The organism is Nitratireductor sp. GZWM139, assembly GCF_030068685.1.
Lineage (GTDB): Bacteria > Pseudomonadota > Alphaproteobacteria > Rhizobiales > Rhizobiaceae > Nitratireductor > Nitratireductor aquimarinus.
Map to the genome: position 1 here is coordinate 1 of NZ_JAMQML010000023.1, position 17,255 is coordinate 17,255.

Annotated in this window: 18 protein-coding genes; 16 read left to right on the forward strand and 2 right to left on the reverse strand. The window is 53.4% G+C overall.

What is annotated here, in order from left to right:
- Positions 1 to 1,781: 1,781 nt before the first annotated feature.
- A complete protein-coding gene (gene trfA / locus NDI72_RS20415) occupies positions 1,782 to 2,921 on the reverse strand; it encodes a plasmid replication initiator TrfA (protein ID WP_283801649.1) in 1,140 nt (379 codons plus the stop codon).
- Positions 2,922 to 3,068: 147 nt separating this feature from the next.
- Positions 3,069 to 3,413: a single-stranded DNA-binding protein gene (locus NDI72_RS20420; RefSeq protein ID WP_283801628.1), complete on the reverse strand. Its 345-nt coding sequence runs from the start codon at positions 3,411 to 3,413 to the stop codon at positions 3,069 to 3,071.
- A gap of 99 nt (positions 3,414 to 3,512) precedes the next feature.
- Between NDI72_RS20420 and NDI72_RS20425 the strand changes: the two genes are divergently transcribed.
- The 16 genes from NDI72_RS20425 (at position 3,513) to NDI72_RS20500 (ending at position 17,249) form a co-directional block, all read left to right on the forward strand.
- A complete protein-coding gene (locus tag NDI72_RS20425) occupies positions 3,513 to 3,896 on the forward strand; it encodes a transcriptional regulator (RefSeq protein ID WP_041646689.1) in 384 nt (127 codons plus the stop codon).
- Positions 3,897 to 4,147: 251 nt separating this feature from the next.
- Positions 4,148 to 5,107, forward strand: coding sequence for a P-type conjugative transfer ATPase TrbB (gene trbB, locus NDI72_RS20430; protein ID WP_014579515.1), 960 nt, complete (start codon positions 4,148 to 4,150; stop codon positions 5,105 to 5,107).
- Positions 5,108 to 5,132: 25 nt separating this feature from the next.
- A complete protein-coding gene (trbC, locus tag NDI72_RS20435) occupies positions 5,133 to 5,558 on the forward strand; it encodes a conjugal transfer system pilin TrbC (protein ID WP_014579514.1) in 426 nt (141 codons plus the stop codon).
- A gap of 2 nt (positions 5,559 to 5,560) precedes the next feature.
- Positions 5,561 to 5,872 carry a conjugal transfer protein TrbD gene (locus NDI72_RS20440; RefSeq protein ID WP_008929954.1) on the forward strand — a complete coding sequence of 104 codons (312 nt, stop codon included), beginning with the start codon at positions 5,561 to 5,563 and terminating at the stop codon, positions 5,870 to 5,872.
- Positions 5,872 to 8,409: a VirB4 family type IV secretion/conjugal transfer ATPase gene (locus NDI72_RS20445; protein WP_283801650.1), complete on the forward strand. Its 2,538-nt coding sequence runs from the start codon at positions 5,872 to 5,874 to the stop codon at positions 8,407 to 8,409. Before NDI72_RS20440 ends, NDI72_RS20445 begins: the two co-directional genes overlap by 1 nt.
- Positions 8,409 to 9,191 (forward strand): conjugal transfer protein TrbF, encoded by a 783-nt coding sequence (locus NDI72_RS20450; protein ID WP_269129290.1) that lies wholly within the window; start codon positions 8,409 to 8,411, stop codon positions 9,189 to 9,191. The genes NDI72_RS20445 and NDI72_RS20450 overlap by 1 nt, the downstream gene beginning before the upstream one ends.
- Before the next feature lie 17 nt (positions 9,192 to 9,208).
- Positions 9,209 to 10,114, forward strand: coding sequence for a P-type conjugative transfer protein TrbG (trbG, locus tag NDI72_RS20455; RefSeq protein WP_283801629.1), 906 nt, complete (start codon positions 9,209 to 9,211; stop codon positions 10,112 to 10,114).
- A 2-nt stretch (positions 10,115 to 10,116) separates the two neighbouring features.
- A complete protein-coding gene (locus NDI72_RS20460) occupies positions 10,117 to 10,626 on the forward strand; it encodes a conjugal transfer lipoprotein TrbH (protein WP_283801630.1) in 510 nt (169 codons plus the stop codon).
- Between the two features lie 3 nt (positions 10,627 to 10,629).
- Entirely contained in the window at positions 10,630 to 12,057 is a 1,428-nt protein-coding gene (locus NDI72_RS20465) for a TrbI/VirB10 family protein (RefSeq protein WP_269129287.1), read from the forward strand.
- A gap of 18 nt (positions 12,058 to 12,075) precedes the next feature.
- Positions 12,076 to 12,837, forward strand: coding sequence for a P-type conjugative transfer protein TrbJ (trbJ, locus tag NDI72_RS20470; RefSeq protein WP_269129286.1), 762 nt, complete (start codon positions 12,076 to 12,078; stop codon positions 12,835 to 12,837).
- A 9-nt stretch (positions 12,838 to 12,846) separates the two neighbouring features.
- Positions 12,847 to 13,074: an entry exclusion lipoprotein TrbK gene (gene trbK / locus NDI72_RS20475; RefSeq protein ID WP_269129285.1), complete on the forward strand. Its 228-nt coding sequence runs from the start codon at positions 12,847 to 12,849 to the stop codon at positions 13,072 to 13,074.
- A gap of 11 nt (positions 13,075 to 13,085) precedes the next feature.
- Positions 13,086 to 14,936: a P-type conjugative transfer protein TrbL gene (trbL, locus tag NDI72_RS20480; protein ID WP_283801631.1), complete on the forward strand. Its 1,851-nt coding sequence runs from the start codon at positions 13,086 to 13,088 to the stop codon at positions 14,934 to 14,936.
- Positions 14,937 to 14,955: 19 nt separating this feature from the next.
- Positions 14,956 to 15,438 carry a hypothetical protein gene (locus NDI72_RS20485; protein WP_283801632.1) on the forward strand — a complete coding sequence of 161 codons (483 nt, stop codon included), beginning with the start codon at positions 14,956 to 14,958 and terminating at the stop codon, positions 15,436 to 15,438.
- Between the two features lie 11 nt (positions 15,439 to 15,449).
- Entirely contained in the window at positions 15,450 to 16,085 is a 636-nt protein-coding gene (locus NDI72_RS20490) for a lysozyme family protein (RefSeq protein WP_283801633.1), read from the forward strand.
- Positions 16,082 to 16,810, forward strand: coding sequence for a TraX family protein (locus tag NDI72_RS20495; RefSeq protein ID WP_283801634.1), 729 nt, complete (start codon positions 16,082 to 16,084; stop codon positions 16,808 to 16,810). Before NDI72_RS20490 ends, NDI72_RS20495 begins: the two co-directional genes overlap by 4 nt.
- A 13-nt stretch (positions 16,811 to 16,823) precedes the next feature.
- Positions 16,824 to 17,249, forward strand: a complete 426-nt coding sequence (locus tag NDI72_RS20500) for an OmpA family protein (RefSeq protein ID WP_014579501.1) — start codon at positions 16,824 to 16,826, stop codon at positions 17,247 to 17,249.
- Positions 17,250 to 17,255: the final 6 nt, after the last annotated feature.

Genomic DNA, 17,255 nt, shown 5'->3' on the forward strand with positions numbered 1-17,255 from the left:
TTATAATAATAGGGCAAAATGCCCTATCTTGTCAAGGGCAAATTGCCCTAATTGATGGGTGGACCGAAAAAAAGGGGACGCGCCCCTTAGCTCCAGTTCCGCCACATACGGTTTAGTTCCAGGCTTCGGCCTCGCCACTGCTCCCCTAGCGCCTTAGTGGCCGCAGCTCTGTAGTTAATCCGCGTATGGATAGTGCATCCAGCTATAGCGTGCTTAATGCTGTCGTAACGGTCGAATGCTAGAGCTGTTTGGTAGCCAAACCGTTCAACACAGCGGCGATCCAGACTGGCCCGAACTCGCCCGCCCATTCGTTCCCACTCCCGAAACATTTGCATAAAAGTTTTCTGTTTCATAATGCCCCCTTGGCTGGTAGGGCAGGCTTTCGCCCGCCCCTCAAATGTCAATGAAAGTCAGGCTCAGCGCCGCATTCGACACAACCGGCCTCGTAAGGATCGGCCCCAGCTTCTCCGCATTCGTTGCAAATCCAAGTTGACTCTTCTGGCTCGGTAGCAACGCGGCTGAATCGTCCGCTCTTGGAGTCCTCCAACCATTCGCCCTCGCTCTCAAGCTGGAATGTGAACGTGTGACCGGCACGGCAGGTGCCTTGCCACGGTGTTTCTGGGGTGTCGGTATCTTGGGGAACAGGAGTGCCGCAAGTAGGGCACAGGGGGCGTGTTAGATCAGGGGTGTAAGTGTAAATCGTCATCGGAAATTCTCCGGTTGTTGACCTTGGCGACTTGCCCGGCCTTCTGTTTATAATAATAGGGCAAAATGCCCTATCTTGTCAAGGGCAAATTGTCCTACAAGCCCCATTTTTAAAGGGTTTCATTGACATTTGAGGGGCTGATTCAAGCTCCGATCTGGCCGCCTCCTTTCCTTGGCGTACAAACAANTCCTACAAGCCCCATTTTTAAAGGGTTTCATTGACATTTGAGGGGCTGATTCAAGCTCCGATCTGGCCGCCTCCTTTCCTTGGCGTACAAACAAACGAACTTCCCAGCTTGCTTAATAGTTTAGGATTGCCTCAGAGGCTCCAGGGGGCACGGCCTTTGACAATCGGGGAGTCCAGAGGGGCGGTAGCCCCTTTGGGCATAGCGCAGCGTAAACGCACGATTCAATGGGGTGAGGACGCGAAGCGGCCGAGGGGCTTGCCCCTGGGGGGATGGGAGGGAGCGAAGCGACCGGGAGGGATTGAGAAGGGGGGTTTCCCCCCCTTCGGGGGCCGGTTTTCGCTTTTCGGTTTTTTCTCGCCAAATGAGTATTTTTCGCCCAATTGGTTATAAATAAATGGTTATATTATTGGTATATAAAGGGTTAAAAGAAGGTTAGAGGGGCTAAAAAACGATTATAACGCTCTGTTTTTATTGGTTTTTTTGGATTACCGCCGCCCCTCAAGTGTCAATAAACCCGCCCCTCAAGTGTCAGTATTTTGCCCCTCAAGTGTCAGTAAACCCGCCCCTCAAGTGTCAATAGGTGCGCCCCTCAAGTGTCAATAGCGTAACGGGGTTACTAACAGGGTTATACCTATGAAATGTGGATAACTCTTAGCCAAGGTCTGGCTTTCGCCAGGTTTGGACGCCAGGGAAGGGGTGTTTTTCAAGCAGGCCCCTCAAGTGTCAGTAGTGCGCCTAGTCCGCTGGCCCCTCATATGTCAACTAACGCCCCTCATATGTCAACCAACAATATTTATCCCCATTGCCTACCCACAGGCTTAGCCCCTCATAAAGCAACAAAAAAGGGGCCGCAGCCCCTTTGTTCTCGATGCGTGGCCATGATGGCCATCAGCTTCGCTTGCAGTGCAATTGTTCCCCGGCAACCCAAGCATGGGCAACAAGGCCGCTTTCTCTCAGCTCGTCACACGCAGCCCCTACCTGCTCCCGCCACTTCTTAGCCCTGGTTGATTCTGAGCCGCACATAAGCCGGAAGGTTTCTAGTTTCAACGGGAACGGCTCCTTGTGTGAAGCAAAGTAATCGAACATACGGCGGGCCGTGGGGGACAGCTTACGGTACTTGTCCCAAATAAAGCGGGAATAGTAATCACCAGCGAACAGCACAACCATTTCTTCATCAATCATGACCTGGCATCGAGAATTGCGCTTGCCTCGATCAAGGACACGAAACCGGCTGATTAGTGACAGTGACTCAAGCCGTCCAACCCGTTTGGATTCAAATTGCATGGCCGATGCTTGCAGCCGTGACAAACACTCTTCGGCCTTTTTGTAATAGCGGCCATTGATTGACCATCCCAAGTCCTTACACAGCTCATAGAATGTAAAGCTGATAGGGTCGCCAATAGGCGAACGCTTGGAATACTCCATGACCTGTTGCCATACCAGCTCGTCATCCTCCGCCCGTAGCTCTACGCCTGTGTAAGTAATATTCACATCGTCACCGATGCTATAGATAGGCTCGTTTTGCAGGGCCAAGCGGGGCGCTCGCTTGTTCCGGACAGTGAACAACGCCGAGCGGGCGTAGTCGTTCGGCAGCGCCCGCATGTGATCGCCCCAAGGGGCAATATCGAACAACGATAGCTGAGCGTCTTTGATCTCTTGTTTAGTGTGTTTTAGCAACGCCGCTTGTCGGGCTTCGTCAACCTTCGAGGCCAGTGCATCCGTCGCGCCTTTTTTTCGCCCTGGCTTCTTGTCGCTCATGGTTTCTCCCTTGGCAGCAGGGGCCGGGTCGCTGGCCTCCGTGGTGTTCTGTTCGGTTTTGGTCGTATCAGAAGGGGCAGGCGCTTCGGGTTCAGGAATACCCGGCAGGGTAATCGCCTCGCCTATAGGGCGAAGCTCTGCTTTTGCTGATGACCTTCGATGATATGCTGTTCTGCTTGCTATCTCAGCAGCTTTTTCCAACTCAATGCCAGCATCAACCAATTTGCGGATATATTTGTTTTTAAGCAGTTTGGTTTCACGCTCTTGCATAGAAGCAGCATCGCGCTCGGCCATATCTTTCGCTTTATCTGGTTCAACGCCACTATCAATCAGCTTTTGGATGTATTCATGCTTGTTAAAGTTATCTGCCATTTAGTGCCCTCCTGGGAACACCCCGGCTAAGCCGGGGCAACCGCCTTACCCCTGTTGTCCTTCCGGGGCTTTTGTATCTAGGTAATCAATTTTTTCGGCAATGAAATCGGTGCCAAACTCGGTTTTGCCATCTTTCTCAAAACGAGTGTTTTCAATACGGCCCTGAACAAACACCTTGGAACCTTTCCCCAGGTATCGGCCTGCGTTGTCGGCTATCGCGCCAAAAGACTTGATGCGAAAAAAGTCTGTCTTTTCTTTCTTGTCAGTTCCCTTACCCCATGCACTGTTAACAGCGATGTCAAAAATTGCACGACTGCTGCCGCCTTGGCTGTTATGTAGCTCTGTATCACGGGTAAGATTTCCGATAAACTGAAACATGTTGTGGCTCATGGTAGAGTCTCCTTTCGTTATGACAAGGGGGAGTATAGCTATACTTTTAAACCAAGTCAAAAACTTTAGCGGCTAAAATCAGCCTACAAGAGAGGCAAGGTGTACAATTTCATCTTCTTTACTAACGTGCTGCGCATCCTAGACGAGCGGCACATGACCAAAAACGAGCTTGCGGAACGCTCTGGCGTTTCCATTTCGTTTTTGTCGGATTTAACAACGGGTAAGGCTAATCCGTCACTGAAAGTGATGGAAGCCATAGCGGCAGCCCTTGAAACGCCGCTTCCTCTTCTCCTGGAGTCAACCGACTTGGATCGGGCAGCACTAGACGCATTAGCGGGCGGGAAAATGCCAAATAGCTTGCCAGCAGGCTATGAACGTGTTTGTGCTGTACTTCCTGAGCATCGCGCCTTCCAAGTAAAGAAGTGGGGGGAAGAAACTAGAAAAAAATTGCGGGACATGGACACCACACAAAAGGACTATTGACTTTTTTGTAATAAATCCCTCCCTGCCGCTGCTAAATTTTAGCGGCTAAAAAGGCTGCCGGGCCTTTCAACACCGGAATCACCGAAAAGGATCGTTGCGTTACAGGCAAGATATAGGCTCGCGGGTGTCTCACTCGTGAGCCTCAAGGACGAAATTACCTAAACTTTTTTCTTCGTTATGTTGCACGGTCTTAATTTTCGGTATATCGTATGTACTAGAAACGGATTAACCGAAAATACCGGGGCAATTGAATGCAACAAAACGACATGACTGGCTCCATTAAGGACCGGGCAAAAAGAAAACTAGAGCGGGATATTGGGCCGGAGCTTCTCCAGGCTCTAAATCACTCTAAGACAGTCGAGCTTATGCTCAACGCAGACGGGAAAGTTTGGGTTGAACGTCTAGGTGAGGGGATGCAGTGCATCGGAACGCTTAGACCTGCCCAGGCTCAAGCTATTATCGAGACTATTGCCGGGTATCACGGCAAAGAAGTCACCCGAAGCAAGCCTATCCTAGAAGGGGAGTTTCCCCTTGATGGCTCCCGCTTCGCAGGCCAGCTACCTCCAGTAGTTCCGGCCCCTACCTTCGCCATTCGTAAGAAAGCCGTTGCGATCTTCACCCTGGACCAGTACGTGGAAAACGGCATTATGACCGCCGCCCAAAAACACGTCCTGGTTGAAGCTGTGGCAGCACACCGAAACATTCTTGTCATCGGCGGCACTGGCTCAGGCAAAACCACCCTGGTTAACGCCATCATCAACGAAATGGTGATTACCGATCCTACAGAACGGGTTTTCATCATTGAGGATACCGGCGAAATCCAATGCGCCGCAGAAAACCACGTTCAGTATCACACCAGCCTTGACGTATCCATGACGGCATTGCTGAAAACAACTTTGCGCATGAGGCCCGACCGTATCCTGGTCGGTGAGGTGCGCGGAGCGGAAGCCTTGGACCTTCTCGATGCTTGGAATACCGGGCATGAGGGCGGCGCTGCAACACTGCACGCTAACAATGCTAACGCTGGCCTAGCTCGCTTGCGGTCGCTGATTACACGTAATCCAGCGGCTCCAGCCGAGATTGAACCGCTAATTGGCGAGGTGGTTCACATCGTTGTTCATATCGCCAGAACCCCGGAAGGCCGCCGCATCCAGGAAATCCTAGAGGTTTCCGGTTATTGCGATGGTCAATACATCACTAAATCCCTTTAAACGTAGGAAACTAGGAGTAATACCAATGCAACTCACTCTCCCATCAATCCGCCTTAACCGTTCGGCCATGCTCTACTTTGGCCTGTTCGCGGCTTTGTTCCTGGTTATGGCTGTTCAACCGGCTATGGCTTCGGAAGGAACGGGCGGCTCACTCCCTTATGAAAGTTGGCTGACCAACCTTCGCAACTCTGTAACCGGCCCTGTGGCGTTCGCCCTGTCCATCATCGGTATTGTCGTCGCAGGCGGCATTCTGATCTTCGGTGGTGAACTCAACGGCTTTTTCCGCACGCTGATTTTTATCGTGTTGGTAATGGCTCTGCTGGTCGGTGCGCAAAACATGATGTCCACCTTCTTCGGTCGTGGTGCAGAAATCGCGGCACTGACTGACGGTGCAGTTAACCAGGTTAGCGGCGCGGCCATGCGTCTCGTTAACGGTATTCAGGCGGTGTAACTATGGCTCTGCGCACGATCCCCATTCGTAGAGCTGGCAACCGAGAAAACTTGTTCATGGGCGGGGATCGTGAGCTTGTGATGTTCTCGGGACTGCTGGCAGGGGCACTTATTTTTAGTGCTCAGGAAGTCAGGGCAACGGTCTTTGGTATTGGCCTGTGGTTCGGCGCACTTTTCGTGTGCCGACTCATGGCTAAGTCAGACCCTAAGCTGCGCCATGTCTATCTGCGGCACCGCCGCTACAAGGCATATTACCCAGCTCGCAGCACACCCTACCGTGAAAACACGACAAGCCAAGGGAAGCAATACAAATGATGATTCAAGCTATTTCATTTGCCATTGCTGTCTGCGGTGCGGCGCTGTTACTTATCCTTTTTGCCCGTATCCGTGCGGTCGATGCTGAATTGAAGTTGAAAAAGCATCGTTCCAAGGATGCGGGGCTGGCTGACTTGCTCAATTATGCCGCTGTTGTTGATGACGGTGTAATTGTCTGCAAGAACGGCGCTTTCATGGCGTCTTGGCTGTACAAAGGGGATGACAACGCCAGCAGCACCGACGAACAGCGGGAAATGGTGTCTTTTCGTATTAACCAGGCTCTCGCGGGCCTTGGTAATGGTTGGATGGTTCACGTTGATGCCGTGCGCCGTCCAGCTCCCAATTATTCAGAACGCAATACCTCGGCTTTCCCTGATCCGGTTTCTGCCGCGATTGACGAGGAACGCCGTCAGCTCTTCGAGGGCCTGGGCGCGATGTATGAGGGTTACTTTGTTCTAACCCTAACATGGTTCCCGCCTTTGCTGGCTCAACGCAAATTCGTTGAACTCATGTTTGATGATGACGCCGAGGTGGTTGGCAAAAAAGCCCGCACCAAGGGCTTGATTAACCAATTCAAGCGCGAAATTAGCAGCATTGAAAACCGTCTGACAACTGCGGTTAAGTTGACTCGCCTTCGCGGCCAAAAAATCGTGAATGAGGACGGCAGCAAAGTCACGCATGACGATTTTCTTAGCTGGCTGCAATTCTGCGTTACTGGTGTAAGCCACCCTGTTCAACTGCCTAATAACCCTATGTATATGGACGCCTATATTGGCGGTCAGGAAATGTGGGGCGGGGTAGTACCGAAAGTTGGCCGCAAATTTATTCAGGTCGTTTCTATCGAGGGTTTCCCCTTGGAGTCTCACCCTGGAATCTTGAGCGCCTTGGCCGAACTCCCGGTTGAATATCGTTGGTCGTCACGTTTCATTTTCATGGATCAACACGAATCCGTTAAGCACCTGGACAAGTTCCGCAAGAAGTGGAAACAAAAGGTGCGCGGTTTCTTTGACCAGGTATTTAACACAAATAGCGGTAATGTGGACCAAGACGCCCTAACAATGGTCCAGGACGCAGAATCTGCAATTGCAGAAGTGAACAGCGGCTTGGTTGCTGTTGGGTATTACACCAGCGTTGTCGTCCTAATGGATGAAAGCCGGGACCGTCTGGAACAGTCTGCACGCCAGGTAGAGAAATCAATCAACCGCCTGGGCTTTGCTGCACGAACTGAAACCATTAATACCCTGGACGCTTACCTGGGCAGCCTGCCGGGCCACGGTGTTGAAAATGTGCGTCGCCCGCTCATTAACACGATGAACCTGGCCGATCTGCTGCCTACAAGCACCATTTGGACAGGAAGCGCCGACGCTCCTTGCCCAATGTATCCACCTCTGTCACCGGCTCTAATGCACTGTGTTACCAGTGGGGCAACGCCGTTCCGTTTGAACCTTCACGTTCGTGATTTGGGTCATACCTTTATGTTCGGCCCAACGGGTGCAGGTAAATCGACACACTTGGCCTTGATAGCTGCTCAGCTTCGCCGTTACGCAGGCATGTCGATCTTCGCATTTGATAAAGGCATGTCCATGTATCCGCTGACCAAAGCGGTAGGTGGCCTGCATTTTTCTGTCGGTGCGGACGATGATCGCCTGTCCTTCTGTCCATTGCAGTATCTGGAAACCAAGAGTGATCGCGCTTGGGCAATGGAATGGATAGACACCATCTTGGCGTTAAACGGGGTTCAAAGTACGCCTGCACAACGAAATGAAATTGCCCATGCAATTGTAAGTATGCACGAAAGCGGGGCGCGTACTCTGTCTGAGTTCTCGCTGACTATCCAGGATGAAAGCATCCGTGAAGCTATCCGCCAATATACGGTTGACGGCTCTATGGGGCACCTGCTGGACGCCGACGAGGATGGCTTGTCACTGACCGACTTCACCACGTTTGAAATCGAAGAGTTGATGAACCTGGGCGAGAAATTTGCCCTGCCGGTCTTGCTTTACCTATTCCGTCGAATCGAGCGAAGCCTTAAAGGACAGCCAGCCGTCATCATTTTGGATGAAGCCTGGTTGATGCTTGGGCACCCTGCATTCCGCGAAAAAATCCGCGAATGGCTCAAGGTACTGCGTAAAGCTAACTGTCTGGTTCTTATGGCAACACAAAGCCTGTCCGACGCTGCCAACTCCGGCATTCTGGACGTTATTGTGGAGTCCACTGCAACCAAGATTTTCCTGCCGAACGTCTATGCCCGTGACGAAGATACTTCCGCTCTGTACCGCAGAATGGGCCTTAACGCTCGTCAAATTGAAATCCTGGCAACGGCTATTCCCAAACGACAGTATTACTACGTTTCTGAAAATGGTCGCCGCCTCTATGACCTCGCCCTTGGGCCTTTGGCTCTCTCGTTTGTCGGTGCTTCTGACAAAGAATCCGTGGCAGCTATCAAGCAACTAGAAGCCAAATATGGCGAACAGTGGGTGCATGAATGGCTCGCAGGTCGTGGCCTGAAACTTGATAACTACCTGGAGGCAGCCTAATGAGCTTTTCCGAGAAACTTAAAGGGCTGATTTTCAAAAAGCCCGCTCCTGGTTATGACCAGGAAGAAACTGCCGAAATCGAGGCGCAGGATAAAAAATCTAAACGCCAAGGGGATGATGAAAACCCATATCTGACCGCTCGCCGCACTTGGAATGAGCATGTTGGTTCTGTGGTGTCATCACGCCAAACGTGGCAGGTCGTGGGCATTCTATCGCTAATGATTGCCCTGGCCGGTGTCGGTGGTGTTATCCATATTGGCAGCCAATCCAAGTTCATCCCATACGTGGTGGAAGTGGACAAGCTGGGCGCAGCTCAAGCAGCGGGGCCGGTTACTGGTTCTGATGTTGCCGACTCGCGTGTTTTGGGTGCAACAGTGTCCGAGTTCATCGAAAACGCCCGCATGGTATCGCCTGACGTAGCTCTGCAACGCAAAGCGGTATTCAGTGTTTACGCACACTTGGCCCCAAACGATCCCGCAACCACGAAAATGAATGAATGGCTTAACGGTAACGCCGATGCCAGCCCGTTCAAACGTGCCACCAAAGAAATGGTGAGCATCGACATTACATCTGTTCTGCCGCAAACGCCGACTACGTGGCAAGTGGACTGGACAGAAACCACGCGGGACCGCCAAGGGGTATTGCAGGGCCAACCAGCCCAATACCGCGCCCTTATTACTGTGTACACCGCAGACACTTCAACGCAGACCACGGAAGAGCAAATGCGTAACAACCCGCTGGGTATTTACGTGCGCGATTATTCCTGGTCACGGCTGCAATGATTACGAGGCTATTAACCATGAAGAAACAATTTTCCGCTGTGATCCTGGGTGCTGCGATGTTGGTGCCCACTCTGTCAACGGTCGCACACGCGAACGGGCTTGAGGACAAGTATTTCACCAATGACAACCCGACCCTAACCCAACAAGAACGCCAAGCACTGGCTATTGCACAGCGTTGGCAGGCCGGGGGCGACAACGGTGGCATCCGTCCTTTTACTGGCCGTAATGGAGCCATCCAATTTGTATTTGGTGCGCAGTCTCCAAGCGTCGTTTGTGCCGTGCTCCAGGTCTGTGACGTTGCGTTGCAGCCTGGCGAATACGTCAACTCTATTCAGTTGGGCGATACCGCCCGCTGGAACGTCGAACCGGCCATTTCCGGCACCGGGGCAGGGGAAACCCAACACCTGCTTATTAAACCGATGGACGTGGGCCTGGAAACCAGCCTGGTCGTAACGACTGACCGCCGCGTTTATCACATTCGTTTGCGTTCTCACCGCACCGAATACATGCCGCAAGTTGCATTCACCTACCCGGAAGATGCCCTTGCCAAGTGGGATATGGTCCGCAGCCGCGAACGCCAGCACCGCGAGGACAACACTATTCCTCGAACCCGCGAGTACCTGGGCGACTTGTCATTTGATTACGACGTATCCGGCTCGGCCTCCTGGAAGCCCGTTCGTGTTTTCAATGACGGCCACAAAACCATCATTCAGATGCCGCGAGCCATGCAGCAAACAGAAGCGCCGACGCTCCTGGTTGTCCGTAAGGACGGCGGCCTGTTCTCTGACCCTGAAACCGTCATGGTCAATTACCGCGTCCAAGGGGATCGCTACATCGTCGATACGGTGTTTAACAAAGCAATCCTTATCTCTGGCGTTGGTAGCAGCCAGGACAAAATCACCATCACCAAAGGGGACGATTAATCATGCGTAAACTTATCGTCGCAGTTCTGTTTTCGCTGGGTTTGGCTGGGTGTGCCACGCACGCCCCATACGGCAACTTTGTCGAGAATCCAGCAGGACTAAATCAGCAAGAAATCGCCAGCGATACGGTCGAGAAGATTACCGAGCTGTACCCGCCTGCAAAAACTCGCTTCGAGCTGAAACAGCCTACACCTGACGCTTTTGGTACGGCATTGGTTCGCGGCCTGCGTGATCGCGGTTATGCCCTCCTGGAGTTCGACCCGGAAGCGGCCAAAGCGCAGCAGCAGGCTACACGTTCGACCAGAACAGCCCCGAACGTGGAAGCTACACCGGCCCCGGCTAACCCAGCTCCGACAGGATCAGGTTTGCCGCTTCGTTACGTGTTCGACCAATTCACGGGCACCAATATGTACCGCGTGACCATCATGGTCGGCAATGAGTCCTTGACCCGCCCATATTCGCAAGAAAACGGCGGCATCGTTCCAGCGGGCTATTGGGTTCGCAAGGAGTAAGACATGAGCGAAAACAACGATCAAATGTCCCCGGACGCCTCACCAGGTGAGGTGTCCAAAAAATCCGGGGTGCGTCGCGTCAATAGCCGCCCGATGTACATTTTGTTTGGCGTTCTTGGCCTGTTTCTTTTGGTCATGATGATGGTCGCCGCCGACCGTGCCGCCCAGCAAAACGCACCAAGCGAAGGTCCAAAGGAAAGGGCAGGCAATACCTCGATGTTCGCTAATGAGATCGCAGGCACTCAGACAGACGGTTTCATTCCGGCTGCCGAGCCTCCGGCTGTACCGTCTCTTGATGAACCTGTTGCACCAGATGCAGAGGCGCAGCAGGAAGAGAATCAAAGCACAGCGCCTGTAACGGTAGCTCGCCCGGTTAATCCTGACTTGCCTCCGGCACCGCCTCAAAATACGGGTTCGCAAGAACAGCGCGACGACGAGGCCGAGCGCATCCGCATGGCTAAGCTGCAAATGCTGGAACAGGCCGTGAGAGCCAAAACCGGCGTACAAGCAACCGCGCCGCGCAGCAGTGGCGACAGTGGTTCATCACAGCCAGTCAGCAACCGTCCAGAATCACGCCAGGACATGATTAACGAGATTGCCCGCGTCCGTCAGCAGATTGCGGCGAACCGTTCCGACGATCCAACTGCCGCGTATCAACAGCGCATGGCTCAGATTGAAGGGATGCGCAACGGTGGCGGCTTTGGTGGCAGTGGTGGCAGCAATAGCGCCCCGATGTTAATGCAGACCTCAGCGAACGGTGGCGGCAACGGTTATTCGCAGTTTGACGGCAACGGCGGTGATCGCTGGCAGCTTGGGGAGCAAGTACAGGCTCCGCGCAGCCCTTACGAGCTACGCGCTGGCTTTGTTATCCCGGCCACGCTGATTTCCGGTATTAACTCCGACCTACCCGGCCAAATCGTTGCCCAGGTATCACAGGACGTATCAGACACAGCAACAGGAAGTCATTTGTTGATTCCCCAGGGTTCGCGTCTTGTCGGCTCTTACTCGAACGATGTGGCCTACGGCCAAGAACGAGTTTTGATTGCATGGCAGCGCATTATTTTCCCTGACGGTAAGGCTTTGGATATTGGTTCAATGCCAGGCGCGGACGCAGCCGGTTACTCCGGTTTCCATGACCAGGTTAACAACCATTACCTGCGCATCTTCGGTTCTGCATTCCTTATGTCTGGTGTCACGGCGGGTGTAACGCTTAGCCAGGACAACGACAACAACAGCGACAGCAATAACCAACGTGCAAGCGACGCGCTTAGCGAGGCGCTGGGTCAGCAACTTGGTCAAGTCATGGTCGAGATGATCCGCAAGAACATGAACATTGCCCCTACGCTGGAAATTCGCCCCGGTTATCGCTTCAACGTGATTGTCACCAAAGACATGACGTTCTCGAAACCTTACAGCTCATTTGACTATTAACGCCAAGGAGTAAACGCCATGAAGAAAAGATTTTTAGCCGCTAAAGTTGCTCTGGTCGTCGCTATGACGGCCAGCACTTTGCAGCCCGTTCAAGCCGGTATTCCTGTTATTGACGGCACCAACCTGACACAAAACATTATGTCAGCCCTGGAAGCCGTTTCGCAGACCGCCAAACAAATCCAGCAGTATCAAACGCAGTTGCAGCAGTATGAGAATCAACTGCAAAACACGATGGCACCGGCTTCTTATATTTGGGACCAGGCACAATCCACGATTAATGACCTAAACCAAGCAACCAACACGCTTGCCTATTATCAAAACCAACTAGGAAGCCTCGATGCGTACCTGGGCAAGTTCCAGGACGTGGCTTACTACCGCAGCTCGCCTTGCTTCTCGTCTACGGGGTGCAGTGATGCCGAATGGGCGGCAATGGATGAAAACCGCCGCCTGGCGTCCGAATCGCAGAAAAAAGCCAATGACGCGATTTTTAAAGGTCTGGAACAGCAACAAGACAACCTGGAAGCCGATGCCCGACAACTAAACCGCCTGCAATCCGGCGCTCAAAGTGCAGACGGTCAATTGGCTGCCATTGGTTACGCCAACCAGCTCGCCAGCAACCAGGCCAACCAGCTCCTGCAAATTCGTAGTTTGCTGATTGCTCAGCAAAACGCTGTAGCGACCCGAATGCAGGCAGAGGCTGACAAAGAGGCCCAACAGCAAGCGGCATCAGAGCAAGTCCGAGCGGGCAGCTTTGTCGCCAGTCCAGCCCGGTCTTGGTAAGGGGGACCAATGAAATCAATTAACGCAATTCAATTACTCGGGGCCGCTTCTGTAGCGGTCCTCCTAACCGGCTGTTTTGACGAAAAGATGCCGGAAGTAAACGACATCAATTGTCAGCATGAAAACATTTTGAAAATCGAGGACAAGGCCATGCAGCAAGACTTTGCTTCTAAGTGCCTGCGTCGTGGCAACCCTCGGTCTGGCGAGTTTAAAGCCAGCCCTGAGAAAGATTGGTGAGGTACTGAATTATGAAACTGCCAGCCAACCTTAAATCCGCCATGCCGTTAATCGTCTGGCTGGCGTTTTTTGTTGCGGCTCCGGCTCATGCCGCAATCGACAACTCCGGCGTATTGGATAACGTCTTGGCCCGTTATTCGGCAGCAGCGGCCTCCTGGGCCGGTGTTATTACCGATGCTGCAACCTGGTTATTTTGGACGCTCGTTGTTATCTCGATGGTCTGGACGTTCGGCATGATGGCACTGCGTAAGGCCGACATTGGCGAGTTTTTTGCCGAGCTTGTCCGCTTCACTATTTTTACCGGCTTCTTTTGGTGGTTGCTGATTAACGGCCCTAACTTCGCATCGTCTATTTACGACTCCTTGCGCCAGATTGCCGGTAACGCTACGGGGCTAGGTTCCGGCCTGTCACCGTCTGGCGTGGTAGACGTGGGCTTTGAGATTTTCGACCGCGTACTGGATCAATCCTCGGTCTGGTCACCGGTTGATTCATTCGCCGGCATTCTCATGGCCCTGATTATTCTCGTCATCCTGGCGTTAATCGGTATCAACATGCTGTTGTTGCTCGCCGCTGGTTGGGTACTTGCTTACGGCGGGGTGTTCTTCCTGGGCTTTGGTGGCTCGCGTTGGACCTCAGACATGGCGATTAACTACTACAAAACCGTGCTAGGTGTTGCCGCCCAGCTTATGGCAATGGTGCTGTTAATTGGCATCGGCAAAACCTTCCTGGATGACTATTACAACTCTATGAGTGAGGGAATCAGCCTGAAAGAAATGGGCGTCATGCTCATTGTCGCGGTGATCCTTCTCGTTCTAGTGACCAAAGTTCCTCAAATGCTCGCGGGCGTGATTACCGGCGCAAGTGTTGGCGGTGCAGGCATTGGCTCATTCGGCGCAGGCGCTGCGCTTGGGGCGGCTGGCATGGCAGCAGCAGCAGCGGCCACTGGCGGCGCTGCTATGGCAGCAGGGGCGTCAAACATGGCAGGCGGGGCGCAAGCTCTCATGGCCGCATTCAATAAAGCTAACGAAAACGTGGCAAACGGTAGCGACATTATGTCCGCATTCTCTGGCGGCGGCGGTGACGGTGGCGGCGGTGGCGGCGGTGAAATGCCATCCGAAGAAAGCACAGGTGATACCCCGTTTGCTCAAGCGGCGGGCTTTGGTGGCGGTGAATCTTCTGGCGGCGCTCAAGCCAGCGGGGGCGAGTCATCCGGTGGCGGTGAATCTTCCGGCAATAGTGACCAGGGAAGCACCGAAACGGCCAGCGCAGACGCTGGAACATCAGACGACCAAGGTTCAAGTGAAGGGCAGGGCGGTAGCTCGTCCGTCGCTCAAGCAGCAACAGCGGCGGCCACTGGCGGCTTTATGGCCGGAGCTGCAAAGGCTGGCCGAGTCGCAGCGGATACCGGCGCGAACCTGGCAAAAGGAACTGGTGCAGTAGCTAAAGCTAAAGCCGGAAAAATGAAGGCTAAAGCCATGCAACGCATCGGTGAAACAACAGGCGGCAAGATCGCCGCTGCAATCAAAGGCCAAGGGGAAGCCCCAGGGCAAGGAGGTGGTGAAACAGGAAATGCAGGTGATAGCGGCTCGTCAGATTCTGGAGCTTCTGACAGCTCACCGTCGTTCGATAGCGATAGCTTGAGCGGTGGTAACGGCGGCGGCTGGGTAAACCAATCAGGCGGCTTTGATGCCCTGTCCAGCGAGGACCAGGACAAAGCCCGTCAATCACACGCTGAGTGGCAAGCACGCGACCCGGAAAAGCACACCTTCGACGTTGGGGATTACGTTTCGTATGCCCAGGAACGCCAGCAGGAGCGCAACGAAGAGGTTGCCAGCTTTGTCAACAAAGGCCGTTCGGCCTAACTAGATAGGAGTAATTGAAATGAAACAATTTTTCGTTGCCCTTAGCCTGTTTGCAGCCGCATTTGCGTTCACTGCACCGGCTCAAGCGGCTTCTCAAGATGAATGTGCAATTTGGATCTGCCTGCCGGGCGGATTCCCTTCCGGCTGCGGGGCGGCCAAGTCAGCGATGCGTGACCGCATCAAAGACATGAAATCACCGCTCCCTAGTTTCTCGTCCTGCGCGGTTAATCCGCCGTCTGGTAGTGGTAGCCACATGACCTCTGATTTTGGTTATGCCGCTTATATTCCCGCCCGAAGAGTGTGCAGCCAGTACCGCCGCTATGGTCGTGATAACGAAGAATGCGTTGCCTATGAAACGATCCCCGAACAATACGTGAAAAACACCCGTTGCCGCGTTGATCGTGACGGCGACCGTCACCCGCGTTACTGCACTCGCACGTACCGTTGGGCGGAAGTGTTCGTTGAAGGGCAGCTTGCAGGCCCAACTTACTACTGGAACTAAGGGGGGTCGTCATGCTGCCGTTCATTGCTGATATGCCACCTCTGGAACAAGAGCGCGTTGTGTGCTCGATCTCTGCTGCCGCGAAATATGAAGTGCCCGCCAATATCGTGCTGGCCGTGGCCGAGAAAGAAGGGGGCAAGCCGGGCCAGCGGGTGCGTAACTCGAACGGTACGCATGACGTTGGGCCTATGCAGTTTAATACTGCATACCTGGGCGACCTGGAAAAATACGGGATCACTGCGGACGATGTGGCAGCCTCTGGCTGCTACTCGTTCGACCTGGCTGCTTGGAGACTGCGCGGCCATATCTTGCACGACTCCGGGGATATTTGGACCAGGGCGGCCAATTACCATTCCCGCACACCGAAATATAACGCGATCTATCGCGCCGACTTGATGCAAAAAGCGGTCAAGTGGGCCGACTGGCTTGATGAACACTTTTCGACTGTGAACGTGACCGCCCAAGGTGGTGCTACTCCTGGCAACGGGACTGCTATGCAGCAAGTCATCCAGGAAGCGGCCAGAATCGAGACTGAAAGCACTAATAGACAGTCTGAACGCCAAGGGCAGGGGAGTTACAGCCCGAGCCAACAAACCGGCTATGTGCCGCGCACAATCACGTTTCAAAACACGGGGGCAGGGCAATGACCGATAGCACAGCCTCTTTAAAATCCTCTTGGTCCCTGCCTCGCCTGTTCGTTGCCGATGGCACTGTGGAAGGCTTGAAGTGGCTAGGGTTGCTGCTTATGACCGGGGACCACGTAAACAAATATCTTTTCAATGGCACGCTGCCTTTTCTGTTTGAGGCTGGCCGTCTGGCAATGCCGATCTTCGTCTTTGTCCTGGCGTTCAACCTGGCCCGCCCGGGCCAACTTGAAAAGGGAGTGTATCAACGAACAATGAAGCGGCTCGCGGTTTTCGGTGCCCTGGCTTCGGTCCCTTTCATTGCCCTGGGCGGCTTATACGCTGGATGGTGGCCGCTTAATATCCTTTTTACGCTTCTGGCCTTGACGGCCACGGCGTACCTGATCGAACGCGGTCACACAGTATGGGCCGCCCTGGTGTTTATGAACGCCGGGGCAATGGTCGAGTATTGGTGGCCTGCGCTCCTGTTCGGCTTGGCTGTATGGTCATACGCCAGAAAGCCGACCTTATCAGCGGCTGGCGTTGCAGTTATCGCCTGTGCCGCCCTGGGATTTGTCAACGGCAATATGTGGGCACTGGCTGTGCTCCCCTTACTGTTCGTTGCAACCTTTTTTGATTTGAGAATGCCCCGGCTTCGCTGGGCGTTCTACGCCTATTATCCGTTACACCTCGGCGCTCTGTGGCTCATTCGCATTCCAATGAGCCATGCCGGATACCTGTTTTTTTGATTTGGAGTAAGTCATGCGTAAGTCATTTTGCACACTTCTAACTATTGGCTGCTTGGCCTTCACTGGATCGGCACTAGCCGCCTCGAACGACTACCGCGAACCAGTATCAAGCTCTGTTTCTGTTTCTTTTGCTAATAGCAGCACCACTTTCCAACCAGGCCCAACAAATGCCGTTCTTCTGGAAGCGGCTAGGGACGCATCCCTGGTCACTATCAATGGCCGAACCAGCACGCTCCGCCCAAGTAAAAGGGATGAAAGGCTGGCTTTGGCTCGCGCCGTATCAGCCCGTGATTACTTAGTTGCTCATGGCGTTTCACCGCTCAAGATAATGATCAACTACGTGTCTGCGGCTGACTTTATAGCCGACAACGGTACGCCAGAAGGGCGGTATTTAAACCAGCGCGTAGATATTCAAATGATCTACGTTCCAATGTACTGAAAATAA

Coding starts and splice junctions, on each gene's coding strand:
- trbL (WP_283801631.1), top strand. CDS start 13,086: ATGAAACTGCCAGCCAACCTTAAATCCGCCATGCCGTTAATCGTCTGG.
- trbB (WP_014579515.1), top strand. CDS start 4,148: ATGCAACAAAACGACATGACTGGCTCCATTAAGGACCGGGCAAAAAGA.
- trbG (WP_283801629.1), top strand. CDS start 9,209: ATGAAGAAACAATTTTCCGCTGTGATCCTGGGTGCTGCGATGTTGGTG.
- trbC (WP_014579514.1), top strand. CDS start 5,133: ATGCAACTCACTCTCCCATCAATCCGCCTTAACCGTTCGGCCATGCTC.
- trbK (WP_269129285.1), top strand. CDS start 12,847: ATGAAATCAATTAACGCAATTCAATTACTCGGGGCCGCTTCTGTAGCG.
- NDI72_RS20460 (WP_283801630.1), top strand. CDS start 10,117: ATGCGTAAACTTATCGTCGCAGTTCTGTTTTCGCTGGGTTTGGCTGGG.
- NDI72_RS20445 (WP_283801650.1), top strand. CDS start 5,872: ATGATTCAAGCTATTTCATTTGCCATTGCTGTCTGCGGTGCGGCGCTG.
- trfA (WP_283801649.1), bottom strand. CDS start 2,921: ATGCAAGAGCGTGAAACCAAACTGCTTAAAAACAAATATATCCGCAAA.
- trbJ (WP_269129286.1), top strand. CDS start 12,076: ATGAAGAAAAGATTTTTAGCCGCTAAAGTTGCTCTGGTCGTCGCTATG.
- NDI72_RS20495 (WP_283801634.1), top strand. CDS start 16,082: ATGACCGATAGCACAGCCTCTTTAAAATCCTCTTGGTCCCTGCCTCGC.
- NDI72_RS20485 (WP_283801632.1), top strand. CDS start 14,956: ATGAAACAATTTTTCGTTGCCCTTAGCCTGTTTGCAGCCGCATTTGCG.
- NDI72_RS20500 (WP_014579501.1), top strand. CDS start 16,824: ATGCGTAAGTCATTTTGCACACTTCTAACTATTGGCTGCTTGGCCTTC.
- NDI72_RS20420 (WP_283801628.1), bottom strand. CDS start 3,413: ATGAGCCACAACATGTTTCAGTTTATCGGAAATCTTACCCGTGATACA.
- NDI72_RS20490 (WP_283801633.1), top strand. CDS start 15,450: ATGCTGCCGTTCATTGCTGATATGCCACCTCTGGAACAAGAGCGCGTT.
- NDI72_RS20465 (WP_269129287.1), top strand. CDS start 10,630: ATGAGCGAAAACAACGATCAAATGTCCCCGGACGCCTCACCAGGTGAG.
- NDI72_RS20440 (WP_008929954.1), top strand. CDS start 5,561: ATGGCTCTGCGCACGATCCCCATTCGTAGAGCTGGCAACCGAGAAAAC.
- NDI72_RS20450 (WP_269129290.1), top strand. CDS start 8,409: ATGAGCTTTTCCGAGAAACTTAAAGGGCTGATTTTCAAAAAGCCCGCT.